The sequence below is a fragment of the Ruegeria sp. BI11 genome (genome assembly GCF_056538005.1).
The window spans coordinates 838177-855729 of the sequence record NZ_JBQFSM010000001.1 but is presented as its reverse complement, the minus strand read 5'-3'; the positions used below and the strand labels follow the sequence as shown (position 1 = coordinate 855729).

At 56.5% G+C, this 17553-nt stretch carries 19 protein-coding genes; 9 read left to right on the top strand and 10 right to left on the bottom strand.

Annotated elements, in window-relative coordinates:
- Window positions 1–16 precede the first annotated feature (16 nt).
- From ACR0DT_RS04250 to purB, 3 genes are all read right to left on the bottom strand, one after another.
- The gene (locus ACR0DT_RS04250) at window positions 17–559 is read right to left on the bottom strand and encodes a tetratricopeptide repeat protein (RefSeq protein WP_480709549.1); all 543 of its coding nucleotides are present in this window, start codon (window positions 557–559) and stop codon (window positions 17–19) included.
- 103 nt (window positions 560–662) lie between these two features.
- The gene (locus tag ACR0DT_RS04245) at window positions 663–815 is read right to left on the bottom strand and encodes a chitin-binding domain-containing protein (protein WP_480709548.1); all 153 of its coding nucleotides are present in this window, start codon (window positions 813–815) and stop codon (window positions 663–665) included.
- Between the two features lie 123 nt (window positions 816–938).
- The gene (purB, locus tag ACR0DT_RS04240) at window positions 939–2243 is read right to left on the bottom strand and encodes an adenylosuccinate lyase (RefSeq protein WP_480709547.1); all 1305 of its coding nucleotides are present in this window, start codon (window positions 2241–2243) and stop codon (window positions 939–941) included.
- Window positions 2244–2331: 88 nt separating this feature from the next.
- Between purB and ACR0DT_RS04235 the strand changes: the two genes are divergently transcribed.
- The 4 genes from ACR0DT_RS04235 (at window position 2332) to ACR0DT_RS04220 (ending at window position 4447) form a co-directional block, all read left to right on the top strand.
- Window positions 2332–2664, top strand: a complete 333-nt coding sequence (locus ACR0DT_RS04235) for a hypothetical protein (RefSeq protein WP_480709546.1) — start codon at window positions 2332–2334, stop codon at window positions 2662–2664.
- Entirely contained in the window at window positions 2661–3083 is a 423-nt protein-coding gene (locus ACR0DT_RS04230) for a DUF6314 family protein (RefSeq protein WP_480709545.1), read from the top strand. Before ACR0DT_RS04235 ends, ACR0DT_RS04230 begins: the two co-directional genes overlap by 4 nt.
- A gap of 76 nt (window positions 3084–3159) precedes the next feature.
- The gene (locus ACR0DT_RS04225) at window positions 3160–3747 is read left to right on the top strand and encodes a biotin transporter BioY (RefSeq protein ID WP_480709544.1); all 588 of its coding nucleotides are present in this window, start codon (window positions 3160–3162) and stop codon (window positions 3745–3747) included.
- A gap of 139 nt (window positions 3748–3886) precedes the next feature.
- A complete protein-coding gene (locus tag ACR0DT_RS04220) occupies window positions 3887–4447 on the top strand; it encodes a hypothetical protein (RefSeq protein ID WP_480709543.1) in 561 nt (186 codons plus the stop codon).
- A gap of 349 nt (window positions 4448–4796) precedes the next feature.
- Here the strand turns inward: ACR0DT_RS04220 and ACR0DT_RS04215 are convergent, their stop codons facing one another.
- Window positions 4797–6011 (bottom strand): bifunctional alpha/beta hydrolase/OsmC family protein, encoded by a 1215-nt coding sequence (locus ACR0DT_RS04215; protein WP_480709542.1) that lies wholly within the window; start codon window positions 6009–6011, stop codon window positions 4797–4799.
- Window positions 6012–6246: 235 nt separating this feature from the next.
- On the opposite strand from ACR0DT_RS04215, the gene ACR0DT_RS04210 reads away from it, so the two are divergent.
- Window positions 6247–6438 (top strand): hypothetical protein, encoded by a 192-nt coding sequence (locus tag ACR0DT_RS04210; protein ID WP_480709541.1) that lies wholly within the window; start codon window positions 6247–6249, stop codon window positions 6436–6438.
- A gap of 4 nt (window positions 6439–6442) precedes the next feature.
- Here the strand turns inward: ACR0DT_RS04210 and dddP are convergent, their stop codons facing one another.
- Window positions 6443–7786 carry a dimethylsulfonioproprionate lyase DddP gene (gene dddP / locus ACR0DT_RS04205; protein WP_480709540.1) on the bottom strand — a complete coding sequence of 448 codons (1344 nt, stop codon included), beginning with the start codon at window positions 7784–7786 and terminating at the stop codon, window positions 6443–6445.
- A gap of 122 nt (window positions 7787–7908) precedes the next feature.
- Here dddP and ACR0DT_RS04200 point away from each other — a divergent pair, with 122 nt between their 5' ends.
- Window positions 7909–8649 (top strand): heme-dependent oxidative N-demethylase family protein, encoded by a 741-nt coding sequence (locus ACR0DT_RS04200; protein WP_480709539.1) that lies wholly within the window; start codon window positions 7909–7911, stop codon window positions 8647–8649.
- Between the two features lie 36 nt (window positions 8650–8685).
- On the opposite strand, the gene ACR0DT_RS04195 is transcribed toward ACR0DT_RS04200, so the two are convergent.
- The 5 genes from ACR0DT_RS04195 to ACR0DT_RS04175 form a co-directional block, all read right to left on the bottom strand.
- On the bottom strand, window positions 8686–9597 hold the full coding sequence (locus ACR0DT_RS04195) for a hypothetical protein (protein ID WP_480709538.1): 912 nt from the start codon (window positions 9595–9597) through the stop codon (window positions 8686–8688).
- 199 nt (window positions 9598–9796) lie between these two features.
- Window positions 9797–10591, bottom strand: coding sequence for a lytic murein transglycosylase (locus ACR0DT_RS04190; RefSeq protein ID WP_480709537.1), 795 nt, complete (start codon window positions 10589–10591; stop codon window positions 9797–9799).
- 46 nt (window positions 10592–10637) lie between these two features.
- Window positions 10638–10916 carry a hypothetical protein gene (locus ACR0DT_RS04185; protein WP_480709536.1) on the bottom strand — a complete coding sequence of 93 codons (279 nt, stop codon included), beginning with the start codon at window positions 10914–10916 and terminating at the stop codon, window positions 10638–10640.
- 139 nt (window positions 10917–11055) lie between these two features.
- A complete protein-coding gene (gene glnA, locus ACR0DT_RS04180; protein ID WP_170489693.1) occupies window positions 11056–12462 on the bottom strand; it encodes a type I glutamate--ammonia ligase in 1407 nt (468 codons plus the stop codon).
- 29 nt (window positions 12463–12491) lie between these two features.
- The gene (locus tag ACR0DT_RS04175; protein ID WP_480709535.1) at window positions 12492–12830 is read right to left on the bottom strand and encodes a P-II family nitrogen regulator; all 339 of its coding nucleotides are present in this window, start codon (window positions 12828–12830) and stop codon (window positions 12492–12494) included.
- A gap of 169 nt (window positions 12831–12999) precedes the next feature.
- Between ACR0DT_RS04175 and ACR0DT_RS04170 the strand changes: the two genes are divergently transcribed.
- The 3 genes from ACR0DT_RS04170 to tig all read left to right on the top strand — a co-directional run bounded on the left by ACR0DT_RS04170 (window position 13000) and on the right by tig (window position 17548).
- On the top strand, window positions 13000–14601 hold the full coding sequence (locus ACR0DT_RS04170; protein ID WP_480709534.1) for an NAD(P)H-hydrate dehydratase: 1602 nt from the start codon (window positions 13000–13002) through the stop codon (window positions 14599–14601).
- Between the two features lie 306 nt (window positions 14602–14907).
- Window positions 14908–16032, top strand: coding sequence for a porin (locus ACR0DT_RS04165; protein ID WP_480709533.1), 1125 nt, complete (start codon window positions 14908–14910; stop codon window positions 16030–16032).
- A gap of 184 nt (window positions 16033–16216) precedes the next feature.
- Window positions 16217–17548 carry a trigger factor gene (gene tig, locus ACR0DT_RS04160; protein ID WP_480709532.1) on the top strand — a complete coding sequence of 444 codons (1332 nt, stop codon included), beginning with the start codon at window positions 16217–16219 and terminating at the stop codon, window positions 17546–17548.
- The last annotated feature ends 5 nt before the right edge of the window (window positions 17549–17553 follow it).

The window sequence follows — 17553 nt, the reverse complement described above, 5'->3', positions numbered from 1 at the left end:
AAAGAAAGACTGAAGCTTAGTAGCTATAGGTCAGCCCGGTGCGGATAGCCTCGCGCAGCGACGCCTCGGCCCATGTGCCTTCCCCCCCGCGCGCCTTGATCTCGCGCCACTGGGCAATTGCCAGATCGGTTTTGCCTTCGGCGACAAATCCCTGACCCATATAGCTGCGGGCAAGGATATTGTCGGGGTTCGCTTCAATGGCGTTGGTATAGAAGACATTGGCCAACTCAAGCTCTCCCATCTTGCGGTAGGTAAAGCCCCAATAGGTCAGCACGCGATCATCGTTCTGATCCATGATGCTCAAAATGTTCTGAGCGTTCTCGAACTGCCCGTCATAAGCCAGTTCGCGCACGGCGTCGTACAGTTCGTCCTGGGTAAAATTGGTCTTGTCGGGTTTGACACAGCGCCCGGCATCCTTGTCGTAGACACGGCCGAACAGGCATTTCTTGGTTGTGTTCGTCGGTTTTGGGGCGGTGCTGCCACCGCCGCCCGCAGCGTATGCCGCCGGTGCAAAGACAAAGGCCTGAAGGGCAATAGCTGAAACTAATACAAGACGCATTTTCCTACTCCGTTCTCTGGGCTGCTCTGATCAAGCATAGTGCGATCTGATAAAAAGCTAACAATCGCGCCCTCGCTTTTATTCACAAGTAGGAAAAAAATTTTCAGCCGCTGACGTTTTTCGCGCAGGTTTGGCTTTCTGCATCCCAGTAGGTGCCCGGTGCGCAGGACTGTGTTTGCTTGGAATGGCCGGTACAGGCCATAGCGACCGAGGCCGAAAACGTAAGGGCCAATGCGCAGACAATAGTGCGGATCATGGTGTTTCTCCGGTTTGGAAATACACACGCAGCATAACTGATTTCGACCCGTCTGGCAAAAGAACAGGGCCCGGATCGCGTTGTGCGACCCGCGCCCCCTTGAACCGATTGAACGGTCAGGAATTATTCACCGAACACGCGGGCGAAGATCGTGTCGACATGTTTGGTGTGATAGCCAAGGTCGAACTTCTCTTCGATTTCCTCGGGGCTCAGCGCGGCGGTGACATCGGCGTCGGCCAGCAGTTCTTCTTTGAAATCGGTGCGGTGTTCCCACACTTTCAGCGCGTTGCGCTGAACCATGGCATAAGCATCTTCGCGGCTGACCCCTGCTTGTGTCAGAGCCAGCAGAACCCGCTGGCTCATCACCAGACCGGGGAACTTGTTCATATTCTCCATCATGTTCTCGGGGAAGATTAGCATCTTGTCGACCACACCTGTCAGCCGGGCCAGTGCAAAGTCCAGTGTGATTGTGGCATCCGGGCCGATCATGCGTTCGACCGAGGAATGCGAGATGTCACGTTCGTGCCACAGCGCCACGTTTTCCATCGCAGGGATCACGGCCGCGCGCACCATGCGCGCCAGACCAGTCAAGTTCTCGGTCAGAACCGGGTTTTTCTTGTGCGGCATGGCCGAGGAGCCTTTTTGACCCATCGAGAAGAACTCGGCCCCTTCAAGCACCTCGGTCCGCTGCATGTGACGGATTTCGATGGCGATGTTTTCGATGCTGCTGGCGATGACGCCGAGGGTCGCAAAGAAGGCCGCGTGGCGGTCACGTGGGATGACCTGCGTGCTGATGGGTTCAGGCACCAGACCCAGCTGATCGCAGACATGTTCTTCGACGCGTGGGTCGATATTGGCAAAGGTGCCGACCGCGCCGCTGATCGCTCCTGTGGCGATCTCGGCACGGGCGTCGCGCATGCGGGACAGGTTGCGGTCCATCTCGGCGTAGAAGCGGGCAAAGGTCAGGCCCATGGTGGTCGGCTCGGCGTGGATGCCGTGGCTGCGACCGATGCGGACGGTGTTCTTGTGTTCGATCGCGCGGCGCTTTAGCGCGGCCAACAGGCCTTCGAGGTCGGCAATCAGCAAGTCAGCGGCGCGGGTCAACTGCACGTTGAGGCAAGTGTCCAGCACGTCCGAAGAGGTCATGCCCTGATGCACGAAACGGGCTTCTTCGCTGCCAACATGCTCGGCCAGATGGGTCAGGAAGGCAATGACGTCGTGCTTGGTGACGGCCTCGATCTCATCAATGCGGGCCACGTCGAATTCCACGTCCTTGGCTTTCCACACGGCCTCGGCGTTTTCGCGCGGGATCACGCCCAGATCAGCCATGGCGTCGCAGGCATGGGCCTCGATCTCGTACCAGATGCGGAACTTGGTCTCGGGCGACCAGATGGCGACCATATCGGGGCGGGAATAACGTGGAATCATTGGCGGCGAGACCTTTTTGTGTTTGGGATAGAGCGTTGGCGCGGGGTTTAAACCCAGCCGCACAAGGGAACAAGGCGCGAGTGCAGGTATGAGACGGTTTGCCCTGATTTTGGCCCTTTGGCCCGGCTTTTTGGCCGCAGAAGAGTTCCGGACGCTGACCGGAGACGAGACTTTGGAGGCTCTGGCTGGCCAAAAGCTCGATTACGGAGAGGGTGTCTGGCAGACCTTCGATGATACGATGCTGACCCAGTATTTTTCGGGAAGACCCAGTGCGGGGCGCTGGGCCGTACGTGAGGATCGGTATTGCTCGCTCTGGCCCCCTTCGGATCTGTGGGCCTGTTACGACGTGCAACAAAGCGGTGAAGTGATCCGGTTCGTGGATGACGCGGGCGGAACCACTGACGGAACCTTCGCGGAATGACTTTGCCGCTCAGCCTGTCCGATTTCGAGGGCAAGTGGAGCCTGACTCGCACCATTCAGGACACGCGGGCAGGGCAGGTCGTACACGCCGAAGGTCACGCGGTTCTGTGTCCGGCGGAGGATGGGTTGATCTATGACGAAGAGGTTACGCTGCGCATCCCTGGGCAGGCCGAGATGAAAGGCACGCGACGCTATATATGGCAGGATGCAGGCGAAGAGGTTGCGGTTCATTTCGAAGATGGGCGGTATTTCCATGCATTGAGGCTGGGGCATTCCCAGGCTAAAGATCATCATGATTGTCCGCCAGACAGCTATGACGCGGTTTATGATTTTTCGTGCTGGCCGAATTGGTCCGTACACTGGACGGTGAACGGACCTCGGAAAGCCTATGAAATGAAAACCGAATACCGCCCTCGATAGCGCAATCATCTTGAAGTCTCGATGTGAAATGGGCCATCCTGTGCCCAAATTTCCATCCGAACGTGGAGAAATGACAATGACGACAAATGTTCTGGCCGAAGCAATCGGTCCGCGCGAGGGCACGGCGCTGCGTGTGAAACAGGTGGTTCTGGTTGCGCTGGGTATCTTGGCTCTGGCGATTGCCGCAAAGATCAAAGTGCCGATGTGGCCGGTTCCGATCACCATGGGCACCTTTGCCGTGCTGACCATCGGCACCGCCTATGGCGCACGTCTGGGCCTGATCACCATGCTGGGCTATCTGCTGATCGGTGCGCTGGGCTTTGATGTATTTGCGGGCTCATCGGCTGAGAAATTCGGGCTAACTTACATGATGGGCGGTACCGGCGGTTATCTGGTGGGTTACCTGATGGCTACCGTTCTGCTGGGCGCACTGGCGGCGCGCGGTTGGGACCGCTCGGTTGGCAAACTGGCACTGGCGCTGGTTCTGGCCAATGTGCTGATCTACGTGCCGGGTCTGCTGTGGCTGGGTCAGCTGTACGGCTGGGACAAGCCGATCCTGGAATGGGGCCTGACGCCATTCCTGGTGGGAGATGTCATCAAACTGGCGCTGGCCGCGCTACTGATCCCCGCCCTATGGAAAATGGTTGGCGACGCCCGCAGCTGATTTCCCAGAAACTGTTTGAACGAACCCGCGCCCGGAGAAATCCGGGCGCGGTTTTTTGCGGCTTAATCCAAGAGATGCTGGACAAAACCGGCAACCAAGGTCCAAGCTGCATTCAACGAAAACATCAGGTTATTTAGAAATGAGAATTTTTACTGGCTCGATCCTGACCGCCTGCGCCGCCCTGTGGCTGGGGGTCATGACACCGGCATCCGCGGATACTCCGGTCACATATACCGACGCTGGGCGTGCCCTGTTCAGCTTTGCCGTGCCAGACTATTGGGTTGTGCGAACAGGTGGCCCGCGTGAAATTGAGGATACCGAATTGGGTGATCTGCGCGCGGTCGCGCGTGTGATGGCTGTACGACCGTTGACCGATGACAACGTCTGGATGGGTTTTGTTTCACCAGCGGGCGTCAAGTCAATTAATGATGGGCTTCAATATCTTGAAGACATTGATAAATTCCTTGTTGAGGATCCGGAAGTTTCCGGCACCTCCGACACTCGAATTGGAGGGTTACCTGCGCGCGTGATACGCGGCACGGGCACCCGGGACGGGCGCGGCATCAACTTTACCGCGACCGTCATCGACCTGCCGAATGGTCGCGTGGCCGTGGTTGTGGCGATCCTGCGAAATGGCGCTGACCCGGCTTATGTTGACGACCTGAACGCCGTGTTCACGTCGTTCCGGGCCTTGCAGTAGGGAGACGTGCAGATGATCACAATACGTATCAAACGTACCATCCTTGCGTTGGGGCTTGGGGCTGCAAGTTTTACGCTTTCCGGATGTGAAGGCGTCTCGGTCGGTGTCGGTTATGGATACGGTTACGACCCGTTCTATGACTCGATGCTGTGGAATGACTATTATCGACGTGATATTGACGTCGACCGGCCTCCGCGACCGAAGCCACCTGCAGGTAAACCTCCGGCAAGGCCAAAGCCGCCGGTTGCCAAGCCGCCAGCGCGACCACGACCACCTGTATCGCGCCCGCCTGCGGCCAGGCCTCCGATACATCGACCTGCGCCGCGACCGCGCCGATAAATTCAGAGGGTCAGGTCAGCAATTCCGTAGTGATCTGGGCTGACCCTTCTAGCGTTCTGTGAACAGGGCATTTGTCTGCGATCTCAAGTAGCCGAGTGCGCTGTTCCTGATCCAGCGGTCCTTCCAGGCGGATTTTCCGGCGGAACACGTCGATTTTACCGTCTCCGGCCAGCCCGGCATCCTGTCCGTGCACTTTGTTGTGGCAAACATCGACGGAGATAGCTGTCAGAGGCCACCGCTTGCGCCGCGCGTACATGCGGATCGTCATCGACGTACAGGCCCCCAGACCCGAGGATACAAACCCGTAAGGCGACATACCCCGATCCGAGCCGCCGTAGGATTCAGGCTCATCTGCGACTGCATGGTGCCGGGGGCCGGATTGAATGTCCTGCAGGAAACCGGATGGATCGACCTCGGTCACGCGCACCACGCCCTCTGGCGCGCCCGGTGGCGGTGCTGGAGGGCAGAGGGTGACGTACCTCTTGACCCACGCCGCGATCACGTCCGCAGCGTATTCAGCATCTGCAGCTCGCGTGATCAGGTGATCGGCATCATCCAGCGTGACAAAGCTTTTGGGATGTTTGGCAGCCAAAAAGATGGTGCTGGCATTGTCGATGCTGACGGTCTCATCCCGTGGCGCATGGAGGATCAGCAGCGCTGCTTTGAGATCGGCAATGGCCGGGGCCAAGGCCGTTTCCGAGATGTCATCGACAAAAGCCTTACCGATGCGGAACGGGCGACCGCCCAGCATGACCTCGGCCGAACCTTCTTGTTCGATCTCCGGCAGGGCAGCTTCGAAGTGATGCGAAACATGCCCAGGATCGGCAGGAGCGCCCAGCGTGACCACTGCTTTGACGCTGGGAATACCGGCGCGGGCGCGCAGAACGGCAGCCCCTCCCAATGAATGACCGATCAACAGAGCAGGGGCCATTTTGCGCCCGGCCAGATAATGCGCGGCAGCAATCAGGTCTTCGACATTCGAAGTAAAGGTGGTGTTCGCAAACTCTCCGCCCGAATGGCCCAGTCCGGTGAAGTCAAAGCGCAAAACGGCAATACCCATGGCCGCCAGACGTGCGGCGATGCGGCGTGCGGCGGGAATGTCCTTGGAACAGGTAAAACAATGCGCAAACAATGCGGTCGCAAGCACTGGGCCATCTGGCAGATCCAGGCGCGCAGCCAATTGGTTGCCGTCGTGACCGGCAAAAGTAATGCGTTCGGTGGGCATGACAATTCCTTACCTATCGGGATGGCCCTAATACTGTGTGCTTCGCTCTGGTCACTCAACCCCATTGTAAGAAGCGTCACGGGAAGGTGAGGAGAAAACAGACATTTGCGGTAGGTTGCGCGAAACCAAAATGGTTCACTATCTGTGATGTATGATCCATCAAATATTCGTTTTATTAATTTACTGCCAGCACCCATCTTGCGGTTGTCACACACAGTCAGCCAAGGAGGCTCAAATGGCACATACTGCATCCGCCCCGCGTGGCGTTATTATTCGCCCCGATCTTCTGATCATCATCGCCTTGACCGGAATTTTGGGGTTCTCACTGGGACAAAACTGGTCACCGGCGGCATCGACCACAACCGAAGCCGCCATCCCATCCGAGGATTGGCACGGTAACGTCCGGCGCTCAACCTGGCCGGACTGAGATCTTACGCCAGCCCCATAAGCTGAGGATCAAACGGGTATGTGGTGAGGTTTTCATACCCGTCCTCGGTGATCAGCACCTGATCTTCTAGCTTGATCGAGAAATCGCCCCCGACTTCACCACAGGCGGCCTCGACACACAGGACCATGCCGGGCTCAAGCGGATAGTCGTATGAGCCCGCAACCGCCTTATCCGGATAGGCGACCAGTGGCCATTCATCACATAGGCCTACACCGTGCATCAGGCAGCCGTATTTCCGGGCCTGAAACTTATCGTCAAGCTTATGCGCGTTGGCGGTCAGTTCAGGGATCATCACGCCGGGTTTCAACATCTCCATGTTGGTCATGATGTGCTCATGCGCGTGCTGCATGGCATAGACCATGTCGGGGCGGGGTTTCTCATCCCCGATCCACCAGGTGCGCGAGATGTCGATACAGATGCCGTATGAGCCGATCAGATCGGTATCAAAAGCGATGATTTCATTCTTTTGGGTGATCCGTGGGCCGCATTCCTGAAACCAGGGGTTTGTACGCTGCCCCGAGGCCAGCAGGCGGGTTTCAATCCATTCCCCACCGCGCCGGATGTTCTCGGCGTGCAAAACGGCCCAGATATCATCTTCCGAGGTCTTGCCGTCCCCCACATTGGCGCGTGCGAACTTTTCCATCTCGGCCACTGCAGTTTCGCAGGCATGGTGGGCGCAGCGCATGGCCAAAATCTCGTCCGGGCCTTTGATGGCACGGGTCTTTTCGCTGACCTCTTCGCCCTCCATAATCTCGAATCCCTGCGCTTCCAACGCGCGCAGCCCGTGCAACATGATCTTGTCAACGGCCAGACGTTTATTGCCGCCGCCATGTTCGTCAATCAGCACCCGCACCTCGTTCGAGAACACGTCGGCCTGAACATCCACCTTGTCACCCCGGTCAAAATAGAACAGGTCCGCGCCCGAGCGTTGTTCGCGCACCAGCGGATTGAATTTAGACAGGAAGGGTGAATTCTTATAGTCCCAGATCACCATGTAGCCATCGGCGCACAGCAATACCGCTCGGAAAGGGTTGTGGGTGTTCCAAAGCTGCATGTTGGTGCTGTCGGTGGCATAGCGAATGTTGAGCGGGTCAAACATCAGCAACCCACCATAGCCGCGATCGACGATGGCCTTGGTCAGTCGTTTCCACCGGTGTTCCCGCATCCGCGCCAGATTGGGCAGGGCAAGTCCGGCCGCTTCCCATTCGGCAAAGGCCAATTGCGTCGGCCCGATCTCGATCCGGTCATTTTCATTCGGGGTGCCATCGCCGAGCGTTGCGCCCTTTGTCGGGTCGATCTTACGGGTATCACGGTAGTGTTGGTTCATGGTGGGTCTCCCTGCCTGACTTCGAGCGTGGAAGATCATTTTCGCCACGTCTTGAAAGTTTGCGACGGCGTATCCGTCGCTTTTTGACCGACAAGCCAATGAACTGGTGCTAGGTCCAAGTCATGACGATCCTTCAGAGCTCAATCCCCTATGATCCGCTAACCCCAAGACCCTTGCCCGGTATTCAACCGGGCAGCATGGATGATTGGCTGCATTGCGATGATGCTTTCGCCGCCCAGATGCAGCGGCGAGCAGCCCTGTTGGTGGAAAAAAGGGACGAGGTTCTAGCGCTGGACCCAAACGCCGAACCAGCAGCGCAAGAGCTTTTGAGCGTTGTCCTACGACACGCCTATCCAGAGAGTTCGGATCGCGTGACACGACCTGACGGACAAGTTGTCGAAATCGACCGGGTTCGTCCCCTGGATACGTTGTGCCATCTGGTTCAGGAAGATTTCTGCATCCTGCAAAAGTATGGGGATGAACACGTTCTGACCGGTGCCATTCTGTGTTTTCCGGCCAGTTGGCGGTTATCTGAAAAATTCATGCGGCCCTTGATCGACATTCACGTGCCCGTTGCCAGCTATGATGGCAATATCGCCCGCCGAGTACAGCGCCTGTTCGACGGGATACAATCAGGCCGTCCGCTATGGCGGTTTAATGCGCTTTGGTACGAAAACGCCGAGCTGCACCAACCTCGCAGCGCCAATGCACCGCGCGACGTCAAAGATGCGGGGACCGCTCCGTATTTGCGTAGTGAACGACAGACACTATTGCGCCTGCCTGAAACGCAGTCGGTGGTCTTTTCGATCCACACTTATGTGCTTGAGGCACGGCACCTGCACAAAATGGAAAACCCCGCCTAAGTGGCGGGGCCTCCAAGGAGGGTCTTCGGTGTAGTGTTACATGCCCAACGCGTTTGCGACACCTGCAATTGCCCCGCTTGTGCTGAGAGCGGAGATTGCGACTGTGTAGGCAAGTACCTGAGTATTCAGACGAAAGTCTTCGCCTCTAATCAGGTTCACTGCGGCCAAAGAGACCGCGATCGGAACTGACACGCTAGCCACGGCCCCGGTCAATCCCCAACTGGACAGTCGAAGGATATCGCTGGGCTTTTCGTGGTCGAGGGGGGGCGTGTCGTCGTCCCGATCAGTAGGCTGCTCGATAGGTTCTGTCCGGAAAGCGATGCTGAGCAACTGCTCATCCGACAGCTGGATCGGCCGGGCTGCTGTTTTCAGCGCCTCTTTTTGTGGCTCATCCAGGTCTTCTTCAGTAGTGGCCAGCCCCGCGAACGGGCCTGTCACTGCCTCGAAAATCTGTTTTCTGTTACGTGGTTTGGAAGGCGTCAATGTGTTGAACGCGCTCATGAATTGTTCGATGGTCAGAACGGTGTTGGGCGACAGCCACTCAACACGCTGTGTCGCGCAGATATCGACCATCCGGTACAGGATAACCACCAGCATAAGTTCTGAGATTTCACTGTCATCCAACAGTGCCGATACCGGAGAGATGGTGATTGTCAAACGGTTCTTCGGAAGGGTTACTATCTGCCGGTGGGCTGTCTTCAACCCGGCAGCACGGTCCAGCCGCTCAAACCGGTCTTCCGTACCTATAGCGTGGGTATCAAGGGTCAGACGTACCAGATACTGGCTGGAAACGATGCTGGCTTCGGTCTCGCTTAGAATGGTCTTGCGCTCTACCAGATGGCCATAGTCTTCCAACGTTGCCGCAACAATGGTGCCAAAACGCTCGATCGCGCCCTCGGTCTCACCGTTGAATTGAAGACCACCATGATAGCTGTGCTTCGGAGTCACTGCGCTGTCCCTTGTCGCATCCTGTCTTAGCAAACAGGTTAACAACGGATATGGGGCAGATTTTGGCAAAAATGGAAAAAAATCAAAAAATGGCGGGATTGATTACTCTATGGAAACCTAGACATTTTAGGGGCCAATTAATGTCTGTGGCAATAATGTGGCCGGATTGGGGTGTGGGGGCGCAGATTTGTGGCGGTTCTCAGTTGTCGATTCGGGTCGCCATAATCGCGATGGATTGCTGATAGACCGATGCAGCGTTCCATTGCTGAATCACTGCAAAATTAGGTTGCCCCGGTTGATAGCCGCGCCCCGGTTTCCACCCTTTCTGGCGGAGAAAATTGGCGGTTGAGGCCAGTGCGTCAGTCATGTTGTAGAAATCGACCCGCCCGTCGCCGGTCGCATCAACCCCATATGTAAGCGCGTTGCCCGGCAGGAATTGTGTGTGCCCCAATTCGCCGTGTTTGGCCCCCTGCGTTCCTGTCGTAATGCTGCCTTGATCAACCAGTTTCAACGCACCAATGGCATGAGGAATAAAGAAGTCAGAACGGCGACAATCATAGGCCAGTGTTGTGATCGCGGAAACAACCTGACTGTCCCCCATGAAATTTCCGAACCCAGTTTCCATTCCGTGAATGGCGATCAGTACGCCGCTTGGAACACCGTATTGGCGTTCCAGTGCGGCATAGAATTGCGGGTTGCGGGCCTTGCGTTTCCGCCCTTGCGATACGATCGCGTCGGCACCGCGCACGCGCATGAATTTGTCCAGCGAGTATTTAAAGCTTTTCTGGTTGCGATCCGCCGCGATGGTACGGGTTGCGTATTGGCTTTGGGCCAGCGCCTGCAGTCCTTTCTTTTTGACGCCCGCGCGTTTGGCCTGTTTGGCAAAGTCCTTCTTCCAGACCTCAAAGCCGTTGCTGGTATTGCCGCAGGGGGCGGCGACCGCAACAGCAGGCACAGTCAGAGCAAAGGTTAGTAAAATCGCAACACGCCGCATGAAGAGCTTCCTCTGATCCAGTCCGTTCCTACCGATCCGCATGACACTACAAACCGCGCTGTAAATCTTCAGCGGTCAGAACAGGTTGAATTTCAATATTGGCATTCAACGCGGCAAACAGAGGCTCGTTTATCTTTGGCATACGGGCCTGATCGGTTTCCTCGAAGATGACAATGCCCATGCGCTTCCCGTGTTCCAAACCGAAATAGGCGGCCTCGGCATTGACCTCATTTACCAGCGCTTCGATAGCTTTTCCCAGCGTGCCGTCCCGTTCCGCCTGATTTCCTTTTTCAACCGGTATCGTGAATTTCAACATCAGGCGCATCGTTTCCTCCCAAAATTCTCTGATCAATACTTTAGGCAGAGGCTCGGACGTTCGCATGCGTCAGTCAAGATCCGTTAATCTGAACAGCAAAAGGGCGCCCAACTGGACGCCCTTCGTCTTTCTTATACTTAACCGCAGTTTAGCAGCTGTAGTACATACCGTACTCAACCGGGTGCGGTGTGTGCTCGTAGGTTTCGACCTCTTCCATCTTCAGTGCGATGTAGCCGTCGATCTGGTCTTTGGTGAACACGTCGCCCTGCAGTAGGAAGTCGTGATCCGATGCCAGAGCTTCCAGAGCTTCGCGCAAGCTGCCGCAGACGGTCGGGATGTCGGCCAGTTCTTCGGCGGGCAGATCGTACAGGTTTTTGTCCATGGCTTCGCCCGGATCGATCTTGTTCTTGATACCGTCCAAACCGGCCATCAGCAGCGCGGCAAACGCCAGGTAGGGGTTTGCAGCCGGATCGGGGAAGCGAGCCTCTACGCGCTTGGCTTTCGGGCTTTCGGTCCACGGAATACGGACACAACCCGACCGGTTACGGGCCGAGTAGGCGCGCAGAACAGGTGCTTCGAAACCCGGGATCAGACGCTTATAGCTGTTGGTCGACGGGTTGGTGAAGGCGTTCAGGGTCTTGGCGTGTTTCAGAACACCACCGATGAAGTACAGCGCTTCGTCCGACAGGTCGGCATATTTGTCGCCAGCGAACAGAGGCTTGCCGTCTTTCCAGATCGACATGTTCACGTGCATGCCGGTGCCGTTGTCACCTGCGATCGGCTTCGGCATGAAGGTGGCCGATTTGCCGTAGGCGTGTGCGACATTGTGGATGACGTACTTGTACTTCTGCAGCTCATCGGCCTGTTTGGTCAGGCTGTCAAAGATCAGACCCAGCTCGTGCTGGCACGAGGCAACCTCGTGGTGGTGCTTGTCGACCTTCATGCCCAGACGCTTCATGGTCGATAGCATTTCCGAACGCAGGTCCTGTGCTTCGTCAATCGGGTTGACCGGGAAGTAACCGCCCTTGACGCCCGGACGGTGGCCCATGTTGCCCATCTCGTATTCGGTGTCGGTGTTCCACGACGCGTCGGTTGCATCAACTTCGTAGGATACTTTGTTGATAGTGTTCGAGAAACGAACATCGTCGAACAGGAAGAATTCAGCTTCGGGGCCCATATAGGCGACGTCACCGATACCCGATGCTTTCAGGTATGCTTCGGCTTTCTGGGCAGTGCCGCGCGGGTCACGCTCATAGGCTTCGCCGGTGTCGGGCTCTACAACCGAGCAGTGCACGCAAATGGTTTTTTCGGCGTAGAACGGATCGACATAAGCACTTTCGGTGTCGACCATCAGCTTCATGTCCGAAGCTTCAATCGACTTCCAGCCCGCAATGGACGAACCGTCGAACATAAAGCCTTCTTCCAGGAAATCCTCGTCGACCTGATCGGCCATCAGGGTCACGTGCTGCAATTTGCCGCGCGGGTCGGTAAAGCGGACATCGACGTACTCGGCGCCTTCGTCCTTGATCAGCTGAAGAACTGCGTCCTTGCTCATACTTTTATTCCTCTATTGAGTGTATTCGATTACAGGGCTTCCGAACCGATCTCGCCGGTACGGATGCGAATGGCTTGTTCAACGGGCGAGACAAAGATTTTGCCGTCGCCGATCTTGTCGGTTTTCGCGGCGGATACGATGGCCTCGATGGCGGCGTCGACCTGATCGTCGTCCAAAACGACCTCGATCTTCACCTTGGGCAGAAAGTCGACCACGTATTCGGCACCGCGATAGAGCTCGGTATGGCCTTTCTGCCGGCCGAACCCTTTGACCTCGATCACGCTGAGGCCCTGGACACCCACGTCCTGCAGCGCCTCTTTCACTTCGTCCAGTTTGAACGGTTTGATGATCGCTTCGATCTTCTTCATCCCGGGCTCCTATAACTCTTGTCAGAAAGGCACTGATCACGTCTAAGATCGGTCGGCAATCTGATTGCGAAAATGGCCGTGCCCTTGTGGTTAGAAATTAAGCGGTAGGTGAAACTTTGATCGACTTGCACAAAAAGTAATCAGAATTGAATCGCCGGGGGAATTTGAGATGACGGAATTGCTGACAGCCGCGCAGATGCGGGCCATCGAACAAGCCGCGATCGAGTCTGGCGAGGTGACCGGGCTGGAGTTGATGGAACGGGCCGGGCGCGGCGTTGTTGAGGCGATTTTTGAGGAGTGGCCTGAATTGGCCAAATCCTGGGGCCGCGCCGTGGTTTTGTGCGGGCCAGGGAATAATGGTGGAGATGGGTTTGTCGTTGCGCGCTTGCTGAAGGAGTGGGGTTGGGAAGTCGAGGTATTTCTTTACGGCGATCCTGACAAGCTGCCGCCGGATGCGCGGGTGAACTATGAACGCTGGACTGGCATAGGATGCGTCGAACCGCTTGATGAACGGTTGGAGCCTTCGACGCTCAAGGCCAACGTGATTGTTGATGCCCTGTTTGGCACAGGGCTTGCCCGACCCTTATCGGATCTTGGTCTCCTTATGCTTGACCTGCACGACAGTCAGGGGCTTGGTGCTGCGATGGCGGCGGCACAGAGACCCGACTGGTGCCCGCTGATTGTGTCAGTTGACCTGCCAAGTGGTTTGTGCAGCGACAGTGGTCGTGCATTGAGGACGCCGGATTTCGTGGGACTACCTGCTAAATTGGAGGCAATGTCTTGCGCTAGCGATCTTACCGTCACGTTTCACAGTAAAAAGTTGGGTCACATGCTGGCTGAAGGGCCTGAATTGTGCGGACGTGTTGTCGTTAAGGGGATCGGGCTAAAAGTGTCCAAGAATGATGAGTGTGTTTCTGAGGTGCATGTCGGTTCTGGTCGGGTAGGAGGCAAAGAGTCTACATCGCACAAATACTCCCACGGCCACGCCCTAACCCTTTCAGGTGGCGCAGGTAATACCGGAGCCGCTCGATTAGCGGCACGCGGGGCACTGCGGATTGGGGCGGGGTTGGTGACTTTGGGGATGCCTCCGGCGGCGCAGTTGGAAGTCGCGGCGCAGGTCACGGCCATTATGTTGCAGCGGGTTGAAGGGGCGGATGGCCTGACCGGAGTGTTGCAGGACGAGCGATTGAACGCATTGTGCCTTGGTCCTGGATTGGGGTTGAAGCGCGCGCGGGAATTGGTGCCAGCGGCTCTGACTGCAAAGCGCGCGACAGTACTGGACGCGGATGCGTTGACAGCTTTTGCTGATGATCCCTCGGCCTTTTTCGCGCAATTGCATGAAAATTGTGTTTTGACCCCGCATGGCGGTGAATTTGCACGGCTGTTTCCGGATGTCGCCGAAAAGCTGTTGGAACCAGCAACCCAAGGTCCGGCTTACTCCAAGGTTGATGCAACGCGCGAGGCCGCCAAGCGGGCAGGCTGTGTGATCCTGTTCAAAGGGCCGGACACGGTGATTGCCGCGCCGAACGGGCGATGTTCGGTGAATGCCGCTGTGTATGAGCGCTCAGCCCCATGGTTGGCGACGGCCGGGTCGGGGGATGTCTTGGCTGGTTTTATCGCTGGGCTGCTGGCGCGTGGATTTTCGCCGATGCAGGCGGCGGAAACTGCGGCCTGTTTGCATGTGGAATGCGCACGAACATTTGGCCCGGGGTTGATCGCCGAAGATTTACCTGAGCAGCTGCCCGAAGTTTTCAAACAACTTGATATATGATTTATTAGGCAAGTTTTGGCCGATCCACCTGAACTTCGGCAGCATTTGGCCGATTGGTCTGCGGTGCTGTCTAAGCGAGTGTTTGCCAGACGCATGGCCGGGCGTCAGAATTCTCTTGGATGGGGGGCTTCGGTTACGGTCCTACCTGCAGATAATACGTTGATTGAAATAGGAATTATCTCTGACTTTCATGCTCTAAGTGGCGAGTATGCAATACTTTGAAAGTATCGGGTGCAGCTACTGGAGCCTCGGTGTCATGCGCGCGATCGAGGAGCATCGAAAGCCGGAATTTTCAAGGTGAATGAAATGACCCAGAAACTAAAACTGTCCTCAATAGCTGCGGCCCTGGTTGCGACAACGGCAATTCCTGCAGCGGCCGAGTTGAAATATAAAAACAACAGCGGTGGGTACGTGCTGTTGTACGGTCAGTTGCACCCTGCCTTGATCTCGGTGGATGACGGGCAGCAAACAGAAACCCGGGTGCTAGACAATGACCTTTCGAACAGCCGAGTGGGACTGCATTTAGTCCAACCTTACGGTGCCAACGAATTTTCGTTCCGCTTTGAATCTGCATTGGGTCTGCCCAATTCAACCGAATGGAACCAGTTGGGCACAAATTTCGGCGGCTGGACCCGCACAGATATTCGCCATGTCGATTTCGCGTTGAAGGGAAATTACGGCACATTTTCGGCGGGCCAGGGGAGCATGGCGTCCGACGGGGCGGCCGAAGCCGACCTCTCCTATGTGGGTACTGTGTTGTATTCGTTCACGAATGACGAGAACTTTGCATTCCTTTATCGTGAAGCGAATGGTACCCTGAGCGGGATTAAGATTGGCGATAGCAGCGACAGCTTTGACGGGTCTCGCCGCGGGCGCATCCGCTATGATACGCCGAATTTTAACGGGTTTTCTGCCAGTATTGCCTATGGTGAAAATATTCTGTCCAGCAGTGACGACGACACCTATTACGACATTGCCGTAAATTACAGAAACACCTTTTCGAATGGCATCGAGTTTGACGCGAGCTTGGCTTACGCAGTGCGGGATTTCGATAACACTTCGGGAGAGCGCAAGGATACGATTGGCTCAGCCTCAGTTCTGCTGCCCAGCGGATTCAGCTTTACGGCAGCTGCAGGTACACGGAATGATAGTTCAACCGGTGCCAGCGATCCGAACTATTGGTACGCGAAAATCGCCTATGAAGACGACTGGGTGTCCTGGGGAAAAACCGGCATTGGGCTCGACTATTATGACGGGTCGGATTTCGACACAGACGGATCCAGCACCAAAGCCTGGGGGGTCGCGGTGATCCAGAAGATCGACTCGATCAACACTGACACCTATCTGAAGTATCGCAACCACGACTTCGATGACGGTACATCCTTCGACAACAACGAAACCTGGGTTTTGGGTGCTCGCTGGAAGTTCTGACATCGTCCTCCAATAACTCAAAGCGCCTCGGTCCTATTCGGGGCGTTTTTTTGTTCAAATCGGCGGCAAAACAAGGCTGATCCGGGCTTTGCCCCTTGCACGCGGGCGGCTGGGCAAATAGAAGGCGTCAAATTTGCCTGGCGCGCCCTTTTTGCGCGCCCCGAATCCTATGGGGACTACCATAATGCAGGTTACCGAGACGCTGAACGAAGGTCTGAAACGCGGCTACAACATCGTTGTGTCCGCAGCCGAGCTGGACGACAAGGTCAACGAAAAGCTGACCGAAGCGCAGCCCGAAGTCGAGATGAAGGGTTTCCGCAAAGGCAAGGTGCCGATGGCGCTGCTGAAAAAGCAGTTTGGCCAGCGCCTGCTGGGCGAAGCGATGCAGGAAAGCATCGACGGCGCCATGAACAAGCACTTTGAAGACAGCGGTGAGCGCCCGGCGCTGCAGCCCGAAGTCAAGATGACCAACGAAGACTGGAAAGAAGGCGACGACGTTCACGTCGAGATGTCCTATGAGGCACTGCCCGCCATCCCCGACGTTGACCTGAAATCGGTTGAACTGGAAAAGCTGGTTGTTAAGGCCGACGATGAAGCCATCGAAGAAGCGCTGAAAAGCCTGGCTGAAACCGCGCAGGATTTCAAAGCGCGCCGCAAAGGTTCCAAGGCCAAGGACGGCGATCAGGTTGTGATCGACTTCGTTGGCAAAGTGGACGGTGAAGCCTTCGAGGGTGGTTCGGCCGAAGACTATCCGCTGGTTCTGGGCTCGAACAGCTTTATTCCCGGCTTCGAAGAGCAGCTGGTTGGCGTGAAGGCCGAGGAAGAAAAAGACGTCAACGTCACCTTCCCCGAAGAATACGGTGCGGAAAACCTGGCCGGTAAAGATGCTGTTTTCACCTGCACCGTGAAAGAAGTGAAAGAGCCGGTTGCCGCCGAGATCAACGACGATCTGGCCACCAAGTTCGGTGCCGAGGATCTGGCTGGCCTGAAATCTCAGATCGCCGAGCGTCTGGAAGCGGAATACTCCGGTGCATCGCGCGCAGTCATGAAGCGCGGCCTGCTGGATGCGCTAGACAAGATCGTTTCCTTCGACCTGCCTCCGTCGCTGGTTGAGGCTGAAGCCAAGCAGATCGCTCATCAGTTGTGGCACGAGGAAAACCCGGAAGTGGAAGGCCACGATCACGCAGAGATCGAGCCGACCGACGAGCACAACAAGCTGGCCGAGCGTCGCGTGCGCCTGGGCCTGCTGCTGGCAGAACTGGGTCAGAAGGCTGAGGTTGAAGTCACCGATGCAGAGATGACTCAGGCGATCATGAACCAGGCGCGTCAGTATCCAGGTCAGGAACGCCAGTTCTTTGAGTTCGTGCAGCAGAACGCTCAGATGCAGCAGCAACTGCGCGCGCCGATCTTCGAAGACAAAGTCATCGACTACATCTTTGAGCTGGCCCAGGTTGCAGACAAAGAAGTCAGCAAAGACGACCTGCAGAAAGCCGTTGAGGCACTGGAAGAGGAGTAATCCTC

What these genes read in the sequence shown, in the direction of transcription:
- ACR0DT_RS04250 (WP_480709549.1), bottom strand. Translation starts at nt 559, where the DNA reads ATGCGTCTTGTATTAGTTTCAGCTATTGCCCTTCAGGCCTTTGTCTTT.
- ACR0DT_RS04245 (WP_480709548.1), bottom strand. Translation starts at nt 815, where the DNA reads ATGATCCGCACTATTGTCTGCGCATTGGCCCTTACGTTTTCGGCCTCG.
- purB (WP_480709547.1), bottom strand. Translation starts at nt 2,243, where the DNA reads ATGATTCCACGTTATTCCCGCCCCGATATGGTCGCCATCTGGTCGCCC.
- ACR0DT_RS04235 (WP_480709546.1), top strand. Translation starts at nt 2,332, where the DNA reads ATGAGACGGTTTGCCCTGATTTTGGCCCTTTGGCCCGGCTTTTTGGCC.
- ACR0DT_RS04230 (WP_480709545.1), top strand. Translation starts at nt 2,661, where the DNA reads ATGACTTTGCCGCTCAGCCTGTCCGATTTCGAGGGCAAGTGGAGCCTG.
- ACR0DT_RS04225 (WP_480709544.1), top strand. Translation starts at nt 3,160, where the DNA reads ATGACGACAAATGTTCTGGCCGAAGCAATCGGTCCGCGCGAGGGCACG.
- ACR0DT_RS04220 (WP_480709543.1), top strand. Translation starts at nt 3,887, where the DNA reads ATGAGAATTTTTACTGGCTCGATCCTGACCGCCTGCGCCGCCCTGTGG.
- ACR0DT_RS04215 (WP_480709542.1), bottom strand. Translation starts at nt 6,011, where the DNA reads ATGCCCACCGAACGCATTACTTTTGCCGGTCACGACGGCAACCAATTG.
- ACR0DT_RS04210 (WP_480709541.1), top strand. Translation starts at nt 6,247, where the DNA reads ATGGCACATACTGCATCCGCCCCGCGTGGCGTTATTATTCGCCCCGAT.
- dddP (WP_480709540.1), bottom strand. Translation starts at nt 7,786, where the DNA reads ATGAACCAACACTACCGTGATACCCGTAAGATCGACCCGACAAAGGGC.
- ACR0DT_RS04200 (WP_480709539.1), top strand. Translation starts at nt 7,909, where the DNA reads ATGACGATCCTTCAGAGCTCAATCCCCTATGATCCGCTAACCCCAAGA.
- ACR0DT_RS04190 (WP_480709537.1), bottom strand. Translation starts at nt 10,591, where the DNA reads ATGCGGCGTGTTGCGATTTTACTAACCTTTGCTCTGACTGTGCCTGCT.
- ACR0DT_RS04185 (WP_480709536.1), bottom strand. Translation starts at nt 10,916, where the DNA reads ATGCGCCTGATGTTGAAATTCACGATACCGGTTGAAAAAGGAAATCAG.
- glnA (WP_170489693.1), bottom strand. Translation starts at nt 12,462, where the DNA reads ATGAGCAAGGACGCAGTTCTTCAGCTGATCAAGGACGAAGGCGCCGAG.
- ACR0DT_RS04175 (WP_480709535.1), bottom strand. Translation starts at nt 12,830, where the DNA reads ATGAAGAAGATCGAAGCGATCATCAAACCGTTCAAACTGGACGAAGTG.
- ACR0DT_RS04170 (WP_480709534.1), top strand. Translation starts at nt 13,000, where the DNA reads ATGACGGAATTGCTGACAGCCGCGCAGATGCGGGCCATCGAACAAGCC.
- ACR0DT_RS04165 (WP_480709533.1), top strand. Translation starts at nt 14,908, where the DNA reads ATGACCCAGAAACTAAAACTGTCCTCAATAGCTGCGGCCCTGGTTGCG.
- tig (WP_480709532.1), top strand. Translation starts at nt 16,217, where the DNA reads ATGCAGGTTACCGAGACGCTGAACGAAGGTCTGAAACGCGGCTACAAC.